Raw genomic sequence first — 16,059 nt, forward strand, 5'->3', positions numbered from 1 at the left:
GGGACCCCCGAAAGCGCCACCCGCACTCCGCCCACTCCGCCGACCCGCCTGTCCCGCCAGCCCGGCGAGCCACGGCACGCTGACCCGGCCGGGTGCGGCCGGCATGAGGCATCCAGGCCGGCTGCAGGCCCGGTGAGTCCGGCCCGAGCACGGCCATGATGGGGCGCGGCTCAGCCGTGAGAATACGGCGCGGACCGCCTGGCGGCGCCGTTCCGGCCACGGAACATCTCCCTCGCACCGACAATTAACTAGTTACTTCGGATAAGTCCGGTATTTGCTGCTCCGCGCAGGTCGGGTAAGGTGATGTTGCGCGTGGGGGTGCCGTGTGGCCCGGGGGGGCTCACAACACCAATGCAGCCGGAGGCGTAGTGCGGGGTCATCAAACCCTCAGCCCGCGGTCCGCGGCCAGTCCGCGTTCGTCGGTGGGCACCGTCCATGCCGCCGAGGCGGCCTGTTGGCAACTGCCCTGCTCCCGGGTGAGCCGTGCCCGGCTGGCCGGGTCCGAAGCACCGCTGCCCGCCGGAGGCAGCCGTGGGTAGCCACTCCGCCGGTCGGCACTCCCGCGGCGCCGCCCCGCGCCGCCCGACCGGCCCACTCCCAGTCGGCGCCGACGACCACGCCTACGTCCAGACGCCCCCCACCGGGACCATCGCCGCCTGGGGCGGCTCGGACCGCTCTGGCGGGCGCAACCGGGCAGCCGCACAGATCCCCGGGCGGATCCCGCCGCGCCCCCCGTTCGCCCCGCCCGGCGAGCTAGACACCCTCACCGGCCCGCTGTCGGTCAGCACCACCGCCCGTCAGGCCCGGCAGTCCGCGCCGGGCTGGGACGGCCACGCCGCCGGCCGGCAGCAGCGCGACCGCGGCGAGGACCCGACCGATCCGATGCACCGCGCGCCCGTCGGGCGGGGCTGGCCACGACACGACCGGTTGGCCACCGACGGCGGAAACACCGACGACCTGTTCTACGCGGACGACCGGCTCGATGACGACCGGCTCGGCGAGGACCGGTACGACACGGACAATCGTTATGAAACGAACGATCAGTACGACACGGATAACAGGTATGAAGCGAACGGACGGTACGACTCGCACGACTTTGCCCCGAACGACCGGTTCGGCGGCGATGACCAGTACAGCGATGACCAGTACAGCGATGACCAGTACGGTGACGAGCGATGGTCGGACTCCCCCGCCCACGGCGCCGTGTCCTGGGAGCGGGGTTCCCGCTTCGCCGGCACAGCTCGGGTGGTGAGCCCCTCCTCCGGGGCATCCTTCGCCGCCAGCAGGATGCCCACCACTGGCCGGATGCCCGTCGGCCCCCGGCGCGGCCGACCGGCCCCGGCGGCTGCGCGGGACCACGCGCCGGTCGAGCGTGTCCCGGGCGCCCACCGGGCGCCGCTGCGGCGCGGCAACGGGCGGGTGCGGCTGGCCGCTGCCGGCACCGTCTCGCTGGCGGGGCTGTCAGCCCTCGTCGCCGGAGTGGCCTTCGGGGGTGATGGGGGGGCTGGCGGCACGGCGGTCCCGAACGCCGGTGAGGCACCGCGGATCCAGTACACCGGCGGCACGGAGGCGTTCGCGTACGGCGCGGCGCAGCCCCAGGCGTCGCGGGACCGCGCCCTGAGCTCGCCGCCGCGGGCCGAGCTCGCGCCGAGCGCCGATCAGGCGGGTACCGGTTCCAGCGGCTCAGGTTCGTCGAGTGGCGGCGGGTCGGCAGGTCTCAGCACCGTCGCGCTGAGCCCCACCACCGCGCCGATCCCGATCATCTCGCTGCTCCCGCGGGACCAGCCCGCCACCGGGCCGACCGACCTGCGCTCCATCTCGCCGAGCACCGGCGCCGCGACCACGGCGGGCACCACCGCCACCTCGGCCCCGACGACCACCGCGACTCCGTCGGAATCCGCCGGCAGCGAGGCCATCAGCCCTGCCGCCAGCCCGGCGACTGCGCCGACCGCCACCGGGTCCCCGGGCACGGGCTCGCTGCCGTTCCACCCGGCCCCGATCGACGTGGAACCGCTGCTCGGTTCCTGGTTCAACGGGGCGAGTGGCGCCGCCACGACCCACGGCACGTCCACGACGTCCACGGTTCCGTCGCAGCGGTCGAGCGGCACCCCGAGCGCGTCGCAGGCCGCTCACCACTGACCCACCCGGCGTCCCCCGGGGCGGCCCCGCGCCGTCCCTCCCGGTGCGCCGCCCCGCTACTGTCCCGGGACACGGCGCCCGCTCCCGGGGACCAGGTGCCGGCGTGGCCGGGGAGCGCCTCAGCCGGTGCGGTCGATGACGAAGTCGGCGAGGGATTCCAGGGCCGTCTTCGCCGCGTTCTCCGGCAGCGGGGCCAGGCATTCCCGGGCGCGGGTCGACCAGGCCACGAGCTCCCGGCGGGCCCGGGCCATCCCCTCGTGCGCACGCAGCAGCTCGATCGCCTCGGCGACGCCCTCATCCGGGTTCCCGCCCCCGGCGGCGAAGTCCGAGTTGATGAGCTCCCGCAGCCGCCCGGCGGCCCGGTCCTCGGCCTGCAGCGCGTAGAGAACCGGCAGGGTGGGGATGCCCTCCCGCAGGTCGGTGCCGGGAGTCTTCCCGGAGTCGGCGGGGTCGGAGGCGACGTCGATGATGTCGTCGGAGAGTTGGAAGGCCACCCCGAACAGCTCGCCGAAGGTTGCCAGGGTGTCGACGGTGACCGGGTCCGCGCCGGCGAGCATGGCGCCGAGGCGGCCGGAGGTGGCGATCAGCGAGGCGGTCTTCTCCGTGACCACCCGTAGGTAGTGCTCGACCGGGTCCTGGTCGGGCGCGGGGCCGATGGTCTCGCGAATCTGGCCTTCACACAGGGTCGCGATCGTCCGGGCCAGGATCCGGGTCGCCGCGGGGCCCAGGTCCGCGGTGATGTCGGAGGCGCGGGCGAACAGGTAGTCACCGGTGAGGATCGCGACCGTGTTCGTCCACCGGGCGTTGGCGGACGCCGCCCCCCGCCGCCGGGGGGCCTCGTCCATCACGTCGTCGTGGTACAGCGTCGACAGATGGGTGAGTTCGATCGCGACAGCCGCTGGCACCACCCCGGGGGCGTGCGGATCGGCGAAGTGCGCGGCCAGCAGCACGACGATCGGGCGGAAGCGTTTACCCCCCGCGTCGACGAGATGCCGCGAGGTCTCGGTCACGAAGGAGAACTCGCTGCGCACAGATGTGCGTAGCAGCTCCTCCACCTGACCAAGCCCATCTCGCACGGCTTTTTCCAGATCAGGATCGGTCCTGATCCCCACGACGTCCAGCCCGATAGCGCTCATACCACCGTCAGCGTACGAAGCCAGACGTCGCCGCGGTATTGGCGAGGTCCAGAAGGGGCTGTGGCGCTACTCCCAGGACAAGGGTCGCGACGGTGCCGATGCCGACCGTGCCGAAGGTCAGGGTCGGTCGGGTGACCACGACGGGCCCCTCGGCGAGCGGCTCCGAGAAGAACATCAGCACGATCACGCGCACGTAGAAGAAGGCCGCGATCGCGCTGCACACCAGGGCCACGATCACGAGCGGGGTCGCGTCGCCCTCGATCGCCGCCTGGAAAACGGCGAACTTCCCGGTGAATCCGCTGGTCAGCGGGATGCCGGCGAGCGCCAGCAGGAGGAAGGAGAACGTGCCGGCCAGCAGCGGCGAGGTGCGGCCGAGCCCCCGCCACTGGGACAGGTCGCTGGCCTCGCCGTCGCCGGTGCGCACCAGCGAGACCGCGGCGAACGCGGCGATCGTGGTGAAGCCGTAGGTGACCAGGTAGAACATCGAGCCGCGCAGGCCGTCGGTGTTGGTGCCGGCGAGCCCGACGAGCAGGAAGCCGGCGTGGGCGACCGCCGAGTAGGCCAGCATCCGCTTGATGTCGCGCTGGGTCAGCGCCAGCACCGCGCCGACGACCATCGTCAGGATCGCCACGGTCCACAGCACCGGCCGCCAGTCCCAGCGCAGGCCGCCGAAGGCGACGTAGAAGACGCGCAGCAGGGCGCCGAAGGCGGCGACCTTGGTCCCGGCGGCCATGAACGCGGTCACCGGGGTCGGGGCACCCTGGTAGACGTCGGGCGTCCACGAGTGGAACGGCGCTGCGCCGATCTTGAAGAACAGGCCGACGGCGAGCAGGCCGAGCGAGAGGTAGAGGTAGGTGTCGTTCTTCCCCACCGCGCCGACCGCGTCGGCGACCTTGCCGAGCTCCACGCTGCCGGCAAACCCGTAGGCGAACGCGACCCCGTAGAGAAAAAATGCCGAGGAGAATGCTCCGAGCAGGAAATACTTCATCGCCGCCTCCTGCGAGAGCAGGCGCCGACGGCGGGCGAGCCCGGCCAGCAGGTACAGCGGCAGCGACAGGATCTCCAGCGCCACGAACATCACCAGCAGGTTGTTCGACGCAACGAAAAGCATCATGCCGGTGACCGAGAAGACCATCAGCGGGTACGCCTCGGTCTGCATGTGCGCGGAGGTCTGCTGCGCGGTCGAGCCCTTCGAGCCGGGCGTGATCGCCGCCGAGGCGACGATCGCGCCGCCGGAGGAGTCGAGCTGGCGCTCGGCCACGAGCAGCACCGACAGCAGCGCGAAGACCAGGATCGTGCCCTGCATGAACAGCGTCGGCGCGTCGATCGCCACCGCGCCCGAGGCGAGCACCGCGTGCCGGCCGTGCAGCACCGCGACCGCGACCAGCGCGGCGATGAAGCCACCGCCGGCCAGGACTGGCTGGATGACCCGGCGCGCCCCGCGAGTGGCGAAGGCGTCGACGAGCACCCCGACCAGCGCCACCGCGAAGACGATGAGCAGTGGGCTCAGCGAGGAGTACTCGATCGACGGCGGCGTGATCTTCTGTGTCTGCGCCAGCAGGAGGGTCTGATCGGCGCTCACGAATGGCCTCCGGGCTGCGTGGCGACGGAACGGGTGCCGACGGGATGGGTGCCGACGGGATGGGTGTGCCCGGGGTAGGCGGCCACTGGATGGGGTGGTGCCGGGTCGGACTTGCCGATGTCGGCGTAGGTCGCTGTGACCGTCGGCGTAATGATGTCAAGCAGAGGCTTCGGGTACACCCCGAGGGCGACGATGAGCGCGACGATCGGGGCCACGACGAACTTCTCGCGCAGGCTGAGATCGTGCAGGATCTTGTTCTCCGGGTGGACGATCGGGCCGGTCATCGTCCGCTGGTACAGGTACAGGACGTAGATCGCCGCGAGCACGATGCCGCAGGTCGCCACGATCGCCAGCGGCTTGTTCGCCGTGAACGTGCCGACCAGGACGAGGAACTCGCTGACGAAGCTGTTCGTCCCGGGCAGCGCCAGCGACGACAGCCCGGCGAGGAGGAAGACCCCGGCGAGCACCGGCGTCACCTTCGCCAGGCCGCCGTAGGCGCCGACGTCGCGGGTGCCACGGCGGGACACCAGGAAGCCGACGACCAGGAACAGCAGCCCCGTCGACAGACCATGGTTGACCATGTAGAGCACCGCGCCGGTGCCGGCCTGGCTGGTGAAGGCGAACACACCCAGCGCGATGAAGCCGAAGTGGGCGAGCGACGTGTAGGCGACCAGGCGCTTCATATCTCGTTGCCCGATGGCCAGCAGGGCCCCGTAGAAGATGCCGACGACCGCAAGGCCCAGCACCATCGGAGCGAAGTAGTCCGCGGCGTCCGGGAACAGCGGGATGCAGTAGCGGATCAGCCCGAAGGTCCCCACCTTGTCCAGCACGCCGACGAGCAGCACCGCGCCACCGGTGGGCGACTGGGCGCCCGCGTCGGGCAGCCAGGTGTGGAACGGGAACAGCGGGGCCTTGATCGCGAACGCGACGAAGAACCCGAGGAACAGCAGCTTCTGCACCCCCGGGGTGATCTCCATCTGCCGCAGGGTGGCGAAGTCGAACGTGCCGTGCCCGAGGTTGTCGGCGGACACGACGTACAGGCCGATCACCGCGGCGAGCATGAGCAGGCCGCCGAACAGGCTGTAGACCAGGAACTTCACCGCCGCGTAGGAGCGCTGCGCCTGCTCCTTCACCGGGCCGTAGCTGCCGATGAGGAAGTACATCGGGATCAGCATCGCTTCGAAGAACACGTAGAACAGGAAGACGTCGGTCGCGGCGAACACGCCGATCATCCCGGCTTCCAGGGCGAGCAGCAGTGCGAAGAACGCCGGTACCGAACGGCGCCCGGGCGTCTCGGCCTCCCCCCGCGTCTCGACCGGCGGGAACGTCACGGGCCGCGCCGGGGCCGGGGCAGCCAGCACGGCCGTGGTTCCGCCCGCCCCACCACCGACACCACCGACACCACCGACTGGGCCGATCCCCTCGACGTCGCCGGCGGGACCGGTGCCTCCGGCGGACCCGCCGGGCGTGCCCAGGTCGGGGGCGGCCGTGGGAGCGGGGACACGGCCACCGCCGGCGGCATCGCCGTCGACCTCGTCCCACGACGACAGCACCACGACCGGCACCAGCAGCGCGGCCAGCAGCATCAGCACCAGCGAGATGCCGTCGGCCCCGACCGAGTAGGAGATGCCGAACGTGGAGATCCAGTCGTAGGACTGGCTGAACTGGAAGCCCGCCTTGTCCGGGTCGTAGGCGAAGGTCGCGATCACGGCGAGCACCAGGACCGCGAGGGTGACGGCGAGGGTGAGCTGCTTGGCGAGTGTCGCGTGGCGCCGCGGCAGGGCGGCGACGACCACCGCGGCCGCGGCCGGGACGATGAGCAGGATCGTCAACCAGGGGACCGTGTTCACGTCAGCCCGCCCTCACCAGCAGCAGTGCGCCGACCACGAGGACGGCACCTCCCAACATCGACAGAGCGTAGGACCGGACGAAGCCGGTCTGCAGGCGGCGCATCCGCCCGGACAACCCGCCGATGGCGGCGGCGCTGCCCCGCACGAGCCCGTCGATGCCGACGAGGTCCAGCCAGACCAGGAAGCGGGTCAGGTACTGGCCGGGACGCATGGCGACGGTCTCGTTGAACGTGTTCGCGAACAGGTCGTGCCGGGCGGCGAAGGTGACCAGGCTGACCTCGGTGTCCGGCCGGGCCACGGACTCGACCGGCCGCATCTGGTAGCGCAGGTAGGCGCCGGCGAAACCGCCCGCGGTCACCACCAGGGTGAGCAGGGTGAGCACGACCGGGGAGAACGTGTGCACGCCCTCGACGCCCGTCCCGGCGACCGGTTCGAGCCAGTCCTGCAACGAGTGGCCGAGGACGAACAGGCCGCCGGCGAACACCGAGCCGACGGCCAGCACGACCATCGGCCCGGTCATCGACACCGGCGACTCGTGCGGGTGCTTCGCCGCCGGTCCCTCGGACGACCACCGCGGCTTGCCGTGGAAGGTCATCAGGAACAGCCGGGTCATGTAGAACGCGGTGATGCCCGCGCCGAGCAGCGCGATCGAGCCGAGCAGGTAACCGGACGTCCCGCCCTTGTCGAAGGCGGTCTCGATGATGCGGTCCTTGGTGAAGAACCCGGACAGTCCCGGGAAGCCGATGATGGCCAGGTAGCCGAGGCCGAAGGTCACCCAGGTGATCGGCATGTACCGCCACAGCCCGCCGTAGTGGCGCAGGTCCTGGTCGTCGTCCATCCCGTGGATCACCGACCCGGCGCCGAGGAACAGGCCGGCCTTGAAGAAGCCGTGGGCGACCAGGTGCATGATGCCCAGCGCATAGCCCGCGGGCCCCAGGCCCACCGCGAGGAACATGTAGCCGATCTGGCTGACGGTCGAGTAGGCCAGCACCTTCTTGATGTCGTCGTAGGCGCAGCCGATGACGCAGCCGATGAGGATCGTCGCGGCGCCGATGATGACGACGACCGTGCGCGCTGCCTGCGTCCCGTCGAAGATCGGGCCGGCCCGGACGATCAGGTACACCCCGGCGGTGACCATGGTCGCCGCATGGATGAGCGCGGAGATCGGGGTGGGGCCCTCCATGGCGTCCGGCAGCCACGCCTGCAGCGGGAACTGGCCGGACTTGCCGCACGCGCCGAGCAGGAGCAGCAGCGCGATCGCGGTCAGGGTGCCGTAGCCGATGACGCCCGCGGCGGCGGCGCCGAACACGTCCGCGTAGCTGGTCGAGCCGACGGTGGCGAACATGAACATGATCGCCAGGGCGAGGCCGACGTCACCGACCCGGTTCATGTAGAAGGCCTTGTTCGCCGCGGTGGCCGCGGCCGGCCGGTCCTCCCAGAACTTGATGAGCAGGAACGACGACAGGCCGACCAGCTCCCAGCCGGCGTAGAGCGACAGGAAGTTGTTGCCCAGGACGAGCAGCAGCATCGACGCCAGGAACAGGTTCATGTAGGCGAAGAACTTGCGCCTGTTCGGGTCGTGCGCCATGTAGCCGATCGAGTAGATGTGGATCAGCGTGCCGACACCGGTGATGAGCAGCACGAACACGATCGAGAGCTGGTCGACGAGCAGGCCGACGTCCACTCCGAAGCCGTTCACCGGGATCCAGGAGTACAGGTGCTGCGACAGCGCCCGGTCGTCGCCGTCCCGGCCGAGCAGGGTGGCGAACAGCACCAGGCCGAGCACGAAGCTCGCCGCCGCCGCAAGTGTCCCGATGATGTGGCCGACCCGGTCGGTGCGCCGCCCCCCGAGCAGCAGCACCGCAGCGCCGGCCACCGGCAGCACGATGACCAGCCAGGAAAGCGAGAACACCCCGGAGGCGGCGGCGTAGTGGATCGGCTGGCCGCCGGGTTCGGTCGCGGCGAGCAGAACCGGGTCGACCCTCATCGCGACCCCGCGACGGCGCGTCGTTGGCGATAAAGCGTCACTGCAGTCTCGTCCGTTCTTCCATGACCGCTCCAGGCGCCGCGGCCGCTGGGTCGCAGGTCAGTACTTCAGCAGGTTCACGTCGTCCACCGACGCCGAGCGACGGGTGCGGAAGATGCTGAGGATGATGGCCAGGCCGATGACGACCTCGGCGGCGGCGACGACCATGACGAAGAACGCCATGATCTGGCCGTCGAGGGTGCCGTTGATCCGGGAGAACGTGACCAGGGTCAGGTTCACGGCGTTGAGCATGAGTTCGATCGACATGAACACGACGATCGCGTTGCGCCGGACGAGGACCCCGACGGTGCCGATGGTGAACAGCAGCGCCGAGAGGATCAGGTAGTTGGCGGGATTCACCGCTCGTCCCCCTTACCGGCGCCCGCCAGCGCCGAGCCGTTCACATCGACTGGTTCCGCTCCACCCGCGCCGCTGTCCGCCGCGGCGCCGTCCGTCGGCGCCGGGGGTACCGGTGCGCTCGGCGTGCTACCCCCCGGCCCGCCTGGTCTGTCCGGCCCGCGGGATCCCGGCGGCCCGCCGGGACCTGCCGACCCCGGCCCCCCGTCCGACCTCCCGGGGGTGCCGGGAGCACCCGGGGTGTCCGATGCCGCCCGACCGCCGGGGAGGTCCGTGACACTCGGCTCCTCGGTGGTCCCGGGAATGCCGGGGATGCCGCCGATGCCGGAGGCGCGGCCGCCGCCGGGCAGCAGGCCGAGGGTGTCGGCCGAGTCGTGCCGGGCGAAGACGCCGGGTCCGGGCAGCGGGGTGACCTGGCGCCCGGGTTCGGTGAACCGGCGGCGCATCAACTCCCGCTGGCCGACCCGACCCCCCTCGCGCTCGCGGTGGCCGAGCACCATCGTCCCGATCGCGGCGACGACGAGCAGCGCGGAGATCGCCTCGAAAACGAAGACGTAGTTGCTGAACAGCAGCCGACCGATCGCCTGGACGTTGCCGCCCTCGTTGGCCTTGTCGAGGCCCTTGGCACTGCCGCCGTCGATGGCCGAGCCGATCGGGAAGACCAGCAGCCCGGCGAAGCCAAGCCCGAAGATCGCCGCGCCGAGCCGCTGGCCGCGGATGGTCTCCACCAGCGAGTCCGACGAGTCGACGCCGACGAGCATGAGCACGAACAGGAACAAAACCATGATCGCGCCCGCGTAGACGATGATCTGCACGAAGCCGAGGAACGGCGCCTGCTGGACCATGTAGAACACCGCGACGCAGAACAGGTTCGCCACCAGCAGCAGCGCGCAGTGCACGGCGCTGCGGACCAGCACCATCCCGACCGCGGCCAGCACCGCTATCGGCGCCAGGATCCAGAACACCGCGGCCTCGCCGGTGGAGGTGCTGGTGATCTCGCCCGCGGCGGCGAGCAGGGTCGCGTGGGTCATCGCGGCCGCTCCGAACCGGCGCCGTGCGCGGGCACCTCGTCGGCCCGGGAGTGTTCGCCGGCCGTACGCCGGTCGATCACGTCGGCGGCGCGTTCGGAGGCGGCGCGGTCGTCGGCGGCGCGGTCGTCGGCGGAACTGCCGGCGGCCGCGCGCTGCTCGTCGGTCACCTGCCAGGGCAGTGGGGCGTCGGGGTCACGCACGTAGTAGTCGGTCTCGCTGGAGCCGAGCCGCATCGGGTGCGGCGGCAACTCCATGCCGGCGGCGAGCGGGGCGAGCAGCTGTTCCTTGGTGAAGATCAGATCGCGACGGCTGTCGTCGGCAAGCTCGTAGTCGTTCGACATCGTCAGCGCCCGGGTCGGGCACGCCTCGATGCACAGCCCGCACAGAATGCAGCGCAGATAGTTGATCTGGTAGACGCTGCCGTACCGCTCCCCCGGCGAGTAGCGCTCGGTCTCGGTGTTGTCGGCGCCCTCGACGTAGATGGCGTCGGCGGGGCAGGCCCAGGCACACAGCTCGCAGCCGACGCACTTCTCCAGCCCGTCCGGGTGGCGGTTGAGCTGGTGGCGGCCATGGAACCGGGGCGCGGTCTCCTTCTTCTGCTCCGGGTACTGCTCCGTCGTCGGCTTCTTGAACATCGTCGAGAAGGTGACGCCGAAGCCCTTGTAGGGGTCGAAGAAGCCCATGGCTCAGCTCTCCTGACGCGCAGGCGGGTCCGCGGGGATGACGGTGGACGACCCGTTGGCCGAGGTGCCCGCGGGCACCGCCGGACGGTTGCGCGCACCGGCGGGTGGCGGGGGCGGCCACGGGATGCTTTCGAGGCTCGGCGCCTGCGCGAGTTTGCTGCGCTCGGCCTCCTCCAGCTCCCGCTGGTGCTTCGCGCCACCGGGATCAATAAGCGCGATGATCAGCATGACGCCGATGACCACCCCGACGCCGACCAGCCACGGCGTGCGGTCGCCGACATCATTCTGGTAGACGCGGAAGGTGGCGATGACCAGGACCCACAGCAGGCCGACTGGGATCAGCACCTTCCAGCCGAACGCCATGAACTGGTCGTAGCGCAGCCGGGGCAGCGTCCCGCGCAGCCAGATGAAGAAGAACAGGAACAGCAGCAGCTTCAGGACGAACCAGATCATCGGCACCCAGCCGTGGTCCAGGCCGGACAGGCCCGGGATCGGCGGTGGCTGCCAGCCGCCGAGGAACAGCGTGGTCGCGATCGCCGACACGGTGACCATGTTGATGTACTCGGCGAGGAAGAAGAACGCGAACTTGATCGAGCTGTACTCGGTGTGGAAGCCGCCGACCAGCTCCCCCTCGGCCTCGGGCAGGTCGAAGGGTGTCCGGTTCGTCTCACCGACCATCGAGATGCAGTAGAGGACGAACGACGGCACCAGCGCGATGTACCACCGGCCCGACTGGCTCGCCACGATCCCGGACGTCGACAGCGTGCCCGCGTACATGAACACCGCGACGAACGACAGGCCCATCGCCACCTCGTAGGAGATGATCTGGGCCGCCGAGCGCAGCGAGCCGAGCAGCGGGTAGGTCGAGCCGCTCGACCAGCCGGACAGGATCAGCCCGTAGACCCCGAGCGAGGCGGCGGCGAGCATGTAGAGCACGCTGACGGGCAGGTCCGCGAGCTGGAGCGTGGTGCGCTCACCGAAGATCGACACTTCCGGGCCGAACGGGATCACGGCGAAGGCCAGGAACGCCGGGATCGCCGAGAGGATCGGCGCCAGGATGAAGATCGGCTTGTCGGCGAGGGCCGGGATCAGGTCTTCCTTGAGCATCAGCTTGGCGCCGTCGGCGAGGCTCTGCAGCCAGCCCTTCGGGCCGTGCCGGTTCGGCCCGACCCGCTGCTGCATCTTCGCGACGACCTTGCGCTCGAACACGATCGAGAACAGCGTCATCAGCAGCAGGAAGGCGAAGACCGCCACACCCTTGAGCAGGATCAGCCAGAACGGGTCGTCACCGAAGCCGGACAGGTCCGGGTCGACCGGGGCGGCGTACACGAGCGCGGCGGCGGCGTGGCTCATGACCGGCCCCCGGCGGGCTCGTCGCTGGCGGTGCGCGGCGTGGGCCCGGCAGGCCCCGCGCCCAGTCCCGTCGGGACCGCCGGCGGCGCGGCTCTCCCAGGTCGCGCGGCGGTCGGACGGGCGGTTCCGCCGGCCGCGATCCGGACGACGACGCCGGCGCGGGCGGCCAGCGAGCGGCGCACGTGCGAGCCGGGCGAGTGGGTGGGCACCCAGACGACCCGGTCGGGCATGACGGTGAGCTCGCAGGGCAGGGTGACCGACCCGCGGCCGCTGCGCACCGTCACCAGGTCCCCGGCGGCCGCCCCGATCTCGGTGGCGGTCGCCGCGGACAGGCGGGCGCGGGCGGGCCGGGCGGTGCCGGCGAGGTAGGGCTCGTCGACCAGCAGGGCGCCGTCGTCGACGAGCTGATGCCAGGTGGCGAGCACCGCCTCTCCCGGGCCGGGGACGCTGGCGGGTTCGGCGGGATCGCTCGGTGCGGGTACCCGGATGACCCCGGCGCCGGCCCGGCCGACGTTGCGCAGCTCGCGGGCGGCCGCGCCGGTGTCGGGCAGCCGCAGGTCGACGCCCATCTCGGCGGCGAGCAGGTGCAGCACGCGCACGTCGGGCAGCGCCGGGGTGTCCAGGGCCCGCTGGAAGGGCCGCAGCCGGCCCTCCCAGTCGACGAACGAGCCGGCCTTCTCCGCCACCGGCGCGACCGGCAGCACCACGTCGGCGACTTCGGCGATGGCCGAGCGCCGTACCTCGACCGACACGCAGAACGGCACGCGGGCCAGCGCGGCCAGCGCCGCGGCCGGGTCGGGCAGGTCTTCGGCGTCCACCCCGGCGACGAGGATCCCGTCGAGGCGGCCGGCGGCGGCCGCGGCGAGGATGCCGGCGGTGTCGCGGCCGGGCGCACCGAGCAGCCGGCCGCCCCAGAACGCCTCGACCTCGGCGCGGGCGGCGGGGTCGGCGACCGGACGGCCGCCGGGCAGCAGCGACGGCAGCAGCCCGGCGGAGACGGCGCCGCGGTCCCCGGCGCGGCGGGGCACCCAGGCGAGCGCGGCGCCGGTGGCGTTGGCAAGGCGTAGGGCGGCGGACAGCGTTCCGGGGAACTCGCCGGCCCGCTCGCCGACGAGGATCACCGCGCCGGGCGCGCGCACGGCGCGGGCCGTGGCGGCGAGCGGATCGGCGTCGCCGGCCGCGGGACCGGCGTCGGTAAGCGCGTCGAGGACGGCCGGCTCGGCACCGGGCTCGGTGGTGACCAGCGTCCCGGCGAGCTTGGCGAGCCCGCGGGTGACCAGCGGGGCGAGCGCGTGCACGGCGGTGGCGTGCTTGTCGGCGGCCTTACGCAGCCGCAGGAAGATGATCGGCGACTCCTCCTCCGGTTCGAAGGCGACGAGCAGCACCGCCGGCGCCGCCTCCAGGTCGGCGTAGGTCACCCCGATACCGGTGCCGGCGACCGCGTGGCCGAGGAACTGCTCCTCCTCCGCCGAGTGCGGCCGGGCGCGGAAGTCCACGTCGTTGGAGGCGAGCGCCACCCGGGTGAACTTGGCGTAGGCGTAGGCGTCCTCACGGGTCAGCCGGCCGCCGGCGAGCACCCCTACGCCGTGCCGGTCGCGGCATTCGGCCAGGCCCCGGGCGGCGTACTCCAGCGCCTCGGACCAGGTCGCCTCGACGAGCTGCCCGGTGTCGTCGTCGCGGATCAGCGGGGTGGTCAGCCGGTCGGCGGCCCGGGCGTAGGTGAACGCGAAGCGGCCCTTGTCGCAGTTCCATTCCTCGTTGACCGCCGGGTCGTCGCCGGCGAGGCGGCGCATCACCTTCCCGCGCCGGTGGTCGGTGCGCAGGCTGCATCCCGAGGCGCAGTGCTCGCACGCCGTCGGCGTCGAGACCAGGTCGAACGGGCGGGCGCGGAACCGGTAGGCGGCGCTGGTGAGCGCGCCGACCGGGCAGATCTGCACCGTGTTGCCGGAGAAGTAGGACGAGAACGGCTGACCGTCGCTGACCGCAACCTGCTCGGCGGCACCCCGCTCGAACAGCTCGATGAACGGGTCTCCGGCGATCTGCGCGGAGAACCGGGTGCAGCGGGCGCACAGCACGCAGCGTTCCCGGTCGAGCAGAATCTCGGTGGAGATCGCCAGCGGCTTCGGGTAGGCCCGCTTGGCCTCCTTGAACCGGGAGACGGCGCCGCCGTTGGCCATCGACTGGTTCTGCAGCGGGCACTCGCCGCCCTTGTCGCAGATCGGGCAGTCCAGCGGGTGGTTGAGCAGCAGGAACTCGATGTTGCCGGCCTGGGCCTTGCGGGACACCGGCGAGGTGAGCTGGGTCTTGACGACCATGTCGGCGGCGACGGTCGTCGTGCAGGCGGCGACGGGCTTGCGCTGGCCCTCCACCTCGACGATGCACTGCCGGCAGGCGCCGACCGGGTCGAGCAACGGATGGTCGCAGAACCGGGGGATCTCGATCCCGAGCAGCTCCGCCGCCCGGATGATCAGCGTGCCCTTGGGGACGCTGACCGGCAGCCCGTCGATGGTGAGGGGGACGAGATCCGTGGCGGCCGGCGCGGCCGGCTGGGATGGGGCGACGGTCATGGTCAGTGCGCTCCCGCGTAGGCGCCCGGGGTGGGTGCGGGCGAGCCGTCGCCGGCCGCCGCGCCGCCCGGGGTGGGATCCGGCTTCGTGGTCACCGCGCTCACCGGGATGAACTCGTCCCGGAAGTACTTGATCCCCGAGACGATCGGGGAGGTGGCCCCGTCGGCCAGCGCGCAGAACGCCCGGCCGAAGATGTTGTCGCAGGCGTCGACGAGGGTGTCGACGTCGGAGGCGTCGCCCTGGCCCCGTTCCAGCCGGGACAGGATCTTCACCATCCAGCTCGTGCCCTCCCGGCACGGGGTGCACTTGCCGCACGACTCGTGGGCGTAGAACTGGGTGAGCCGGCGGACGACCCGGAGCATGTCCGTCGTGTCATCCATGATCATCAGGGCCGCGGTGCCGAGCAGCGACCCGGCCTCCTGCATGCCCTCGAAGTCCAGCGGGGCGTCGAGGTGCTCCGCGGTGAGCATCGGGGTGGACGACCCGCCCGGCGTCCATGCCTTGAGCGCGCGCCCGCCGCGCACCCCGCCGGCCAGCTCCAACAACTCGCGCAGGGTGGTGCCCATCGGGACCTCGTACTGGCCGGGCCGGGTCACGTGGCCGGACAGGCTGAAGATCTTCGGTCCCGGGGCACGTTCCCGGCCCATCGTGCGGAACCAGTCGACGCCGTAGTTGACGATGTAGGGCACGGTCGCGATCGTCTCGACGTTGTTCACGACCGTCGGGGACGCGTACAGCCCGTGCGTCGCCGGGAACGGCGGGCGCAGCCGCGGCTGGCCGCGCCGGCCCTCCAGCGAGTCGAGCAGGGCCGTCTCCTCGCCGCAGATGTAGGCGCCGGCGCCGGAGTGCACGACGAGCTCGAGGTCGAAGCCGCTGCCGAGGATGTCGCGGCCGAGGTAGCCGGCGGCGTACGCCTCGGCGACCGCGGCGCGCAGCCGGCGGCCGGCGTGGATCAGCTCGCCGCGCAGGTAGATGAACGCCCGGCTGGCCCGCACCGCGTACGCCGCGATGATGATGCCCTCGACGAGCGAGTGCGGGTCGGCCTTCATCAGCGGCGCGTCCTTGCAGGTGCCGGGCTCGCCCTCGTCGGCGTTGATGACGAGGTAGTGCGGCCGGCCGTCGCCCTGCGGGATGAAGCCCCACTTCATCCCGGTGGGGAAGCCGGCGCCGCCGCGCCCGCGCAGCCCCGAGTCCTTGATGAGCTTGATCAGGTCGTCGGGGTCGCCGGCGAGGGCGGTGCGCAGCGCGACATAACCGTCGAGCCGGTGGTAGGTGTCGATCGTCCACGACTCCGGGGTGTTCCAGCGCCGGGTGAGGACCGGGGTGACGGGCATC

At 71.8% G+C, this 16,059-nt stretch carries 11 protein-coding genes; 1 reads left to right on the forward strand and 10 read right to left on the reverse strand.

Going from position 1 to position 16,059, the window contains the following annotated elements; all coding sequences use genetic code 11:
* Window positions 1-531 precede the first annotated feature (531 nt).
* Complete coding sequence (locus NBZ85_RS00185; protein ID WP_261561336.1) at window positions 532-2,139, forward strand: hypothetical protein; 1,608 nt, start codon at window positions 532-534, stop codon at window positions 2,137-2,139.
* A 119-nt stretch (window positions 2,140-2,258) separates the two neighbouring features.
* Here the strand turns inward: NBZ85_RS00185 and NBZ85_RS00190 are convergent, their stop codons facing one another.
* The 10 genes from NBZ85_RS00190 to nuoF all read right to left on the reverse strand — a co-directional run bounded on the left by NBZ85_RS00190 (window position 2,259) and on the right by nuoF (window position 16,058).
* Window positions 2,259-3,275, reverse strand: coding sequence for a polyprenyl synthetase family protein (locus NBZ85_RS00190; protein ID WP_261554888.1), 1,017 nt, complete (start codon window positions 3,273-3,275; stop codon window positions 2,259-2,261).
* Window positions 3,276-3,282: 7 nt separating this feature from the next.
* Window positions 3,283-4,857 (reverse strand): NADH-quinone oxidoreductase subunit NuoN, encoded by a 1,575-nt coding sequence (nuoN, locus tag NBZ85_RS00195; RefSeq protein ID WP_261554887.1) that lies wholly within the window; start codon window positions 4,855-4,857, stop codon window positions 3,283-3,285.
* Window positions 4,854-6,707, reverse strand: a complete 1,854-nt coding sequence (locus NBZ85_RS00200) for an NADH-quinone oxidoreductase subunit M (RefSeq protein WP_261554886.1) — start codon at window positions 6,705-6,707, stop codon at window positions 4,854-4,856. Before NBZ85_RS00200 ends, nuoN begins: the two co-directional genes overlap by 4 nt.
* Before the next feature lies 1 nt (window position 6,708).
* Window positions 6,709-8,694, reverse strand: coding sequence for an NADH-quinone oxidoreductase subunit L (gene nuoL, locus NBZ85_RS00205; RefSeq protein WP_261554885.1), 1,986 nt, complete (start codon window positions 8,692-8,694; stop codon window positions 6,709-6,711).
* Between the two features lie 99 nt (window positions 8,695-8,793).
* Window positions 8,794-9,093 (reverse strand): NADH-quinone oxidoreductase subunit NuoK, encoded by a 300-nt coding sequence (gene nuoK, locus NBZ85_RS00210; RefSeq protein ID WP_044885129.1) that lies wholly within the window; start codon window positions 9,091-9,093, stop codon window positions 8,794-8,796.
* A complete protein-coding gene (locus NBZ85_RS00215; protein ID WP_261554884.1) occupies window positions 9,090-10,121 on the reverse strand; it encodes an NADH-quinone oxidoreductase subunit J in 1,032 nt (343 codons plus the stop codon). The genes nuoK and NBZ85_RS00215 overlap by 4 nt, the downstream gene beginning before the upstream one ends.
* Window positions 10,118-10,804: an NADH-quinone oxidoreductase subunit NuoI gene (gene nuoI, locus NBZ85_RS00220; RefSeq protein ID WP_261554883.1), complete on the reverse strand. Its 687-nt coding sequence runs from the start codon at window positions 10,802-10,804 to the stop codon at window positions 10,118-10,120. Before nuoI ends, NBZ85_RS00215 begins: the two co-directional genes overlap by 4 nt.
* Window positions 10,805-10,807: 3 nt before the next feature.
* On the reverse strand, window positions 10,808-12,157 hold the full coding sequence (gene nuoH / locus NBZ85_RS00225; RefSeq protein WP_261561337.1) for an NADH-quinone oxidoreductase subunit NuoH: 1,350 nt from the start codon (window positions 12,155-12,157) through the stop codon (window positions 10,808-10,810).
* Window positions 12,154-14,724, reverse strand: a complete 2,571-nt coding sequence (locus NBZ85_RS00230) for an NADH-quinone oxidoreductase subunit G (RefSeq protein ID WP_261561338.1) — start codon at window positions 14,722-14,724, stop codon at window positions 12,154-12,156. The genes nuoH and NBZ85_RS00230 overlap by 4 nt, the downstream gene beginning before the upstream one ends.
* Window positions 14,725-14,726: 2 nt before the next feature.
* A complete protein-coding gene (gene nuoF / locus NBZ85_RS00235; RefSeq protein ID WP_261554880.1) occupies window positions 14,727-16,058 on the reverse strand; it encodes an NADH-quinone oxidoreductase subunit NuoF in 1,332 nt (443 codons plus the stop codon).
* Window position 16,059 lies beyond the last annotated feature (1 nt).

Source organism: Frankia tisae (assembly GCF_025403405.1).
GTDB lineage: Bacteria > Actinomycetota > Actinomycetes > Frankiales > Frankiaceae > Frankia > Frankia tisai.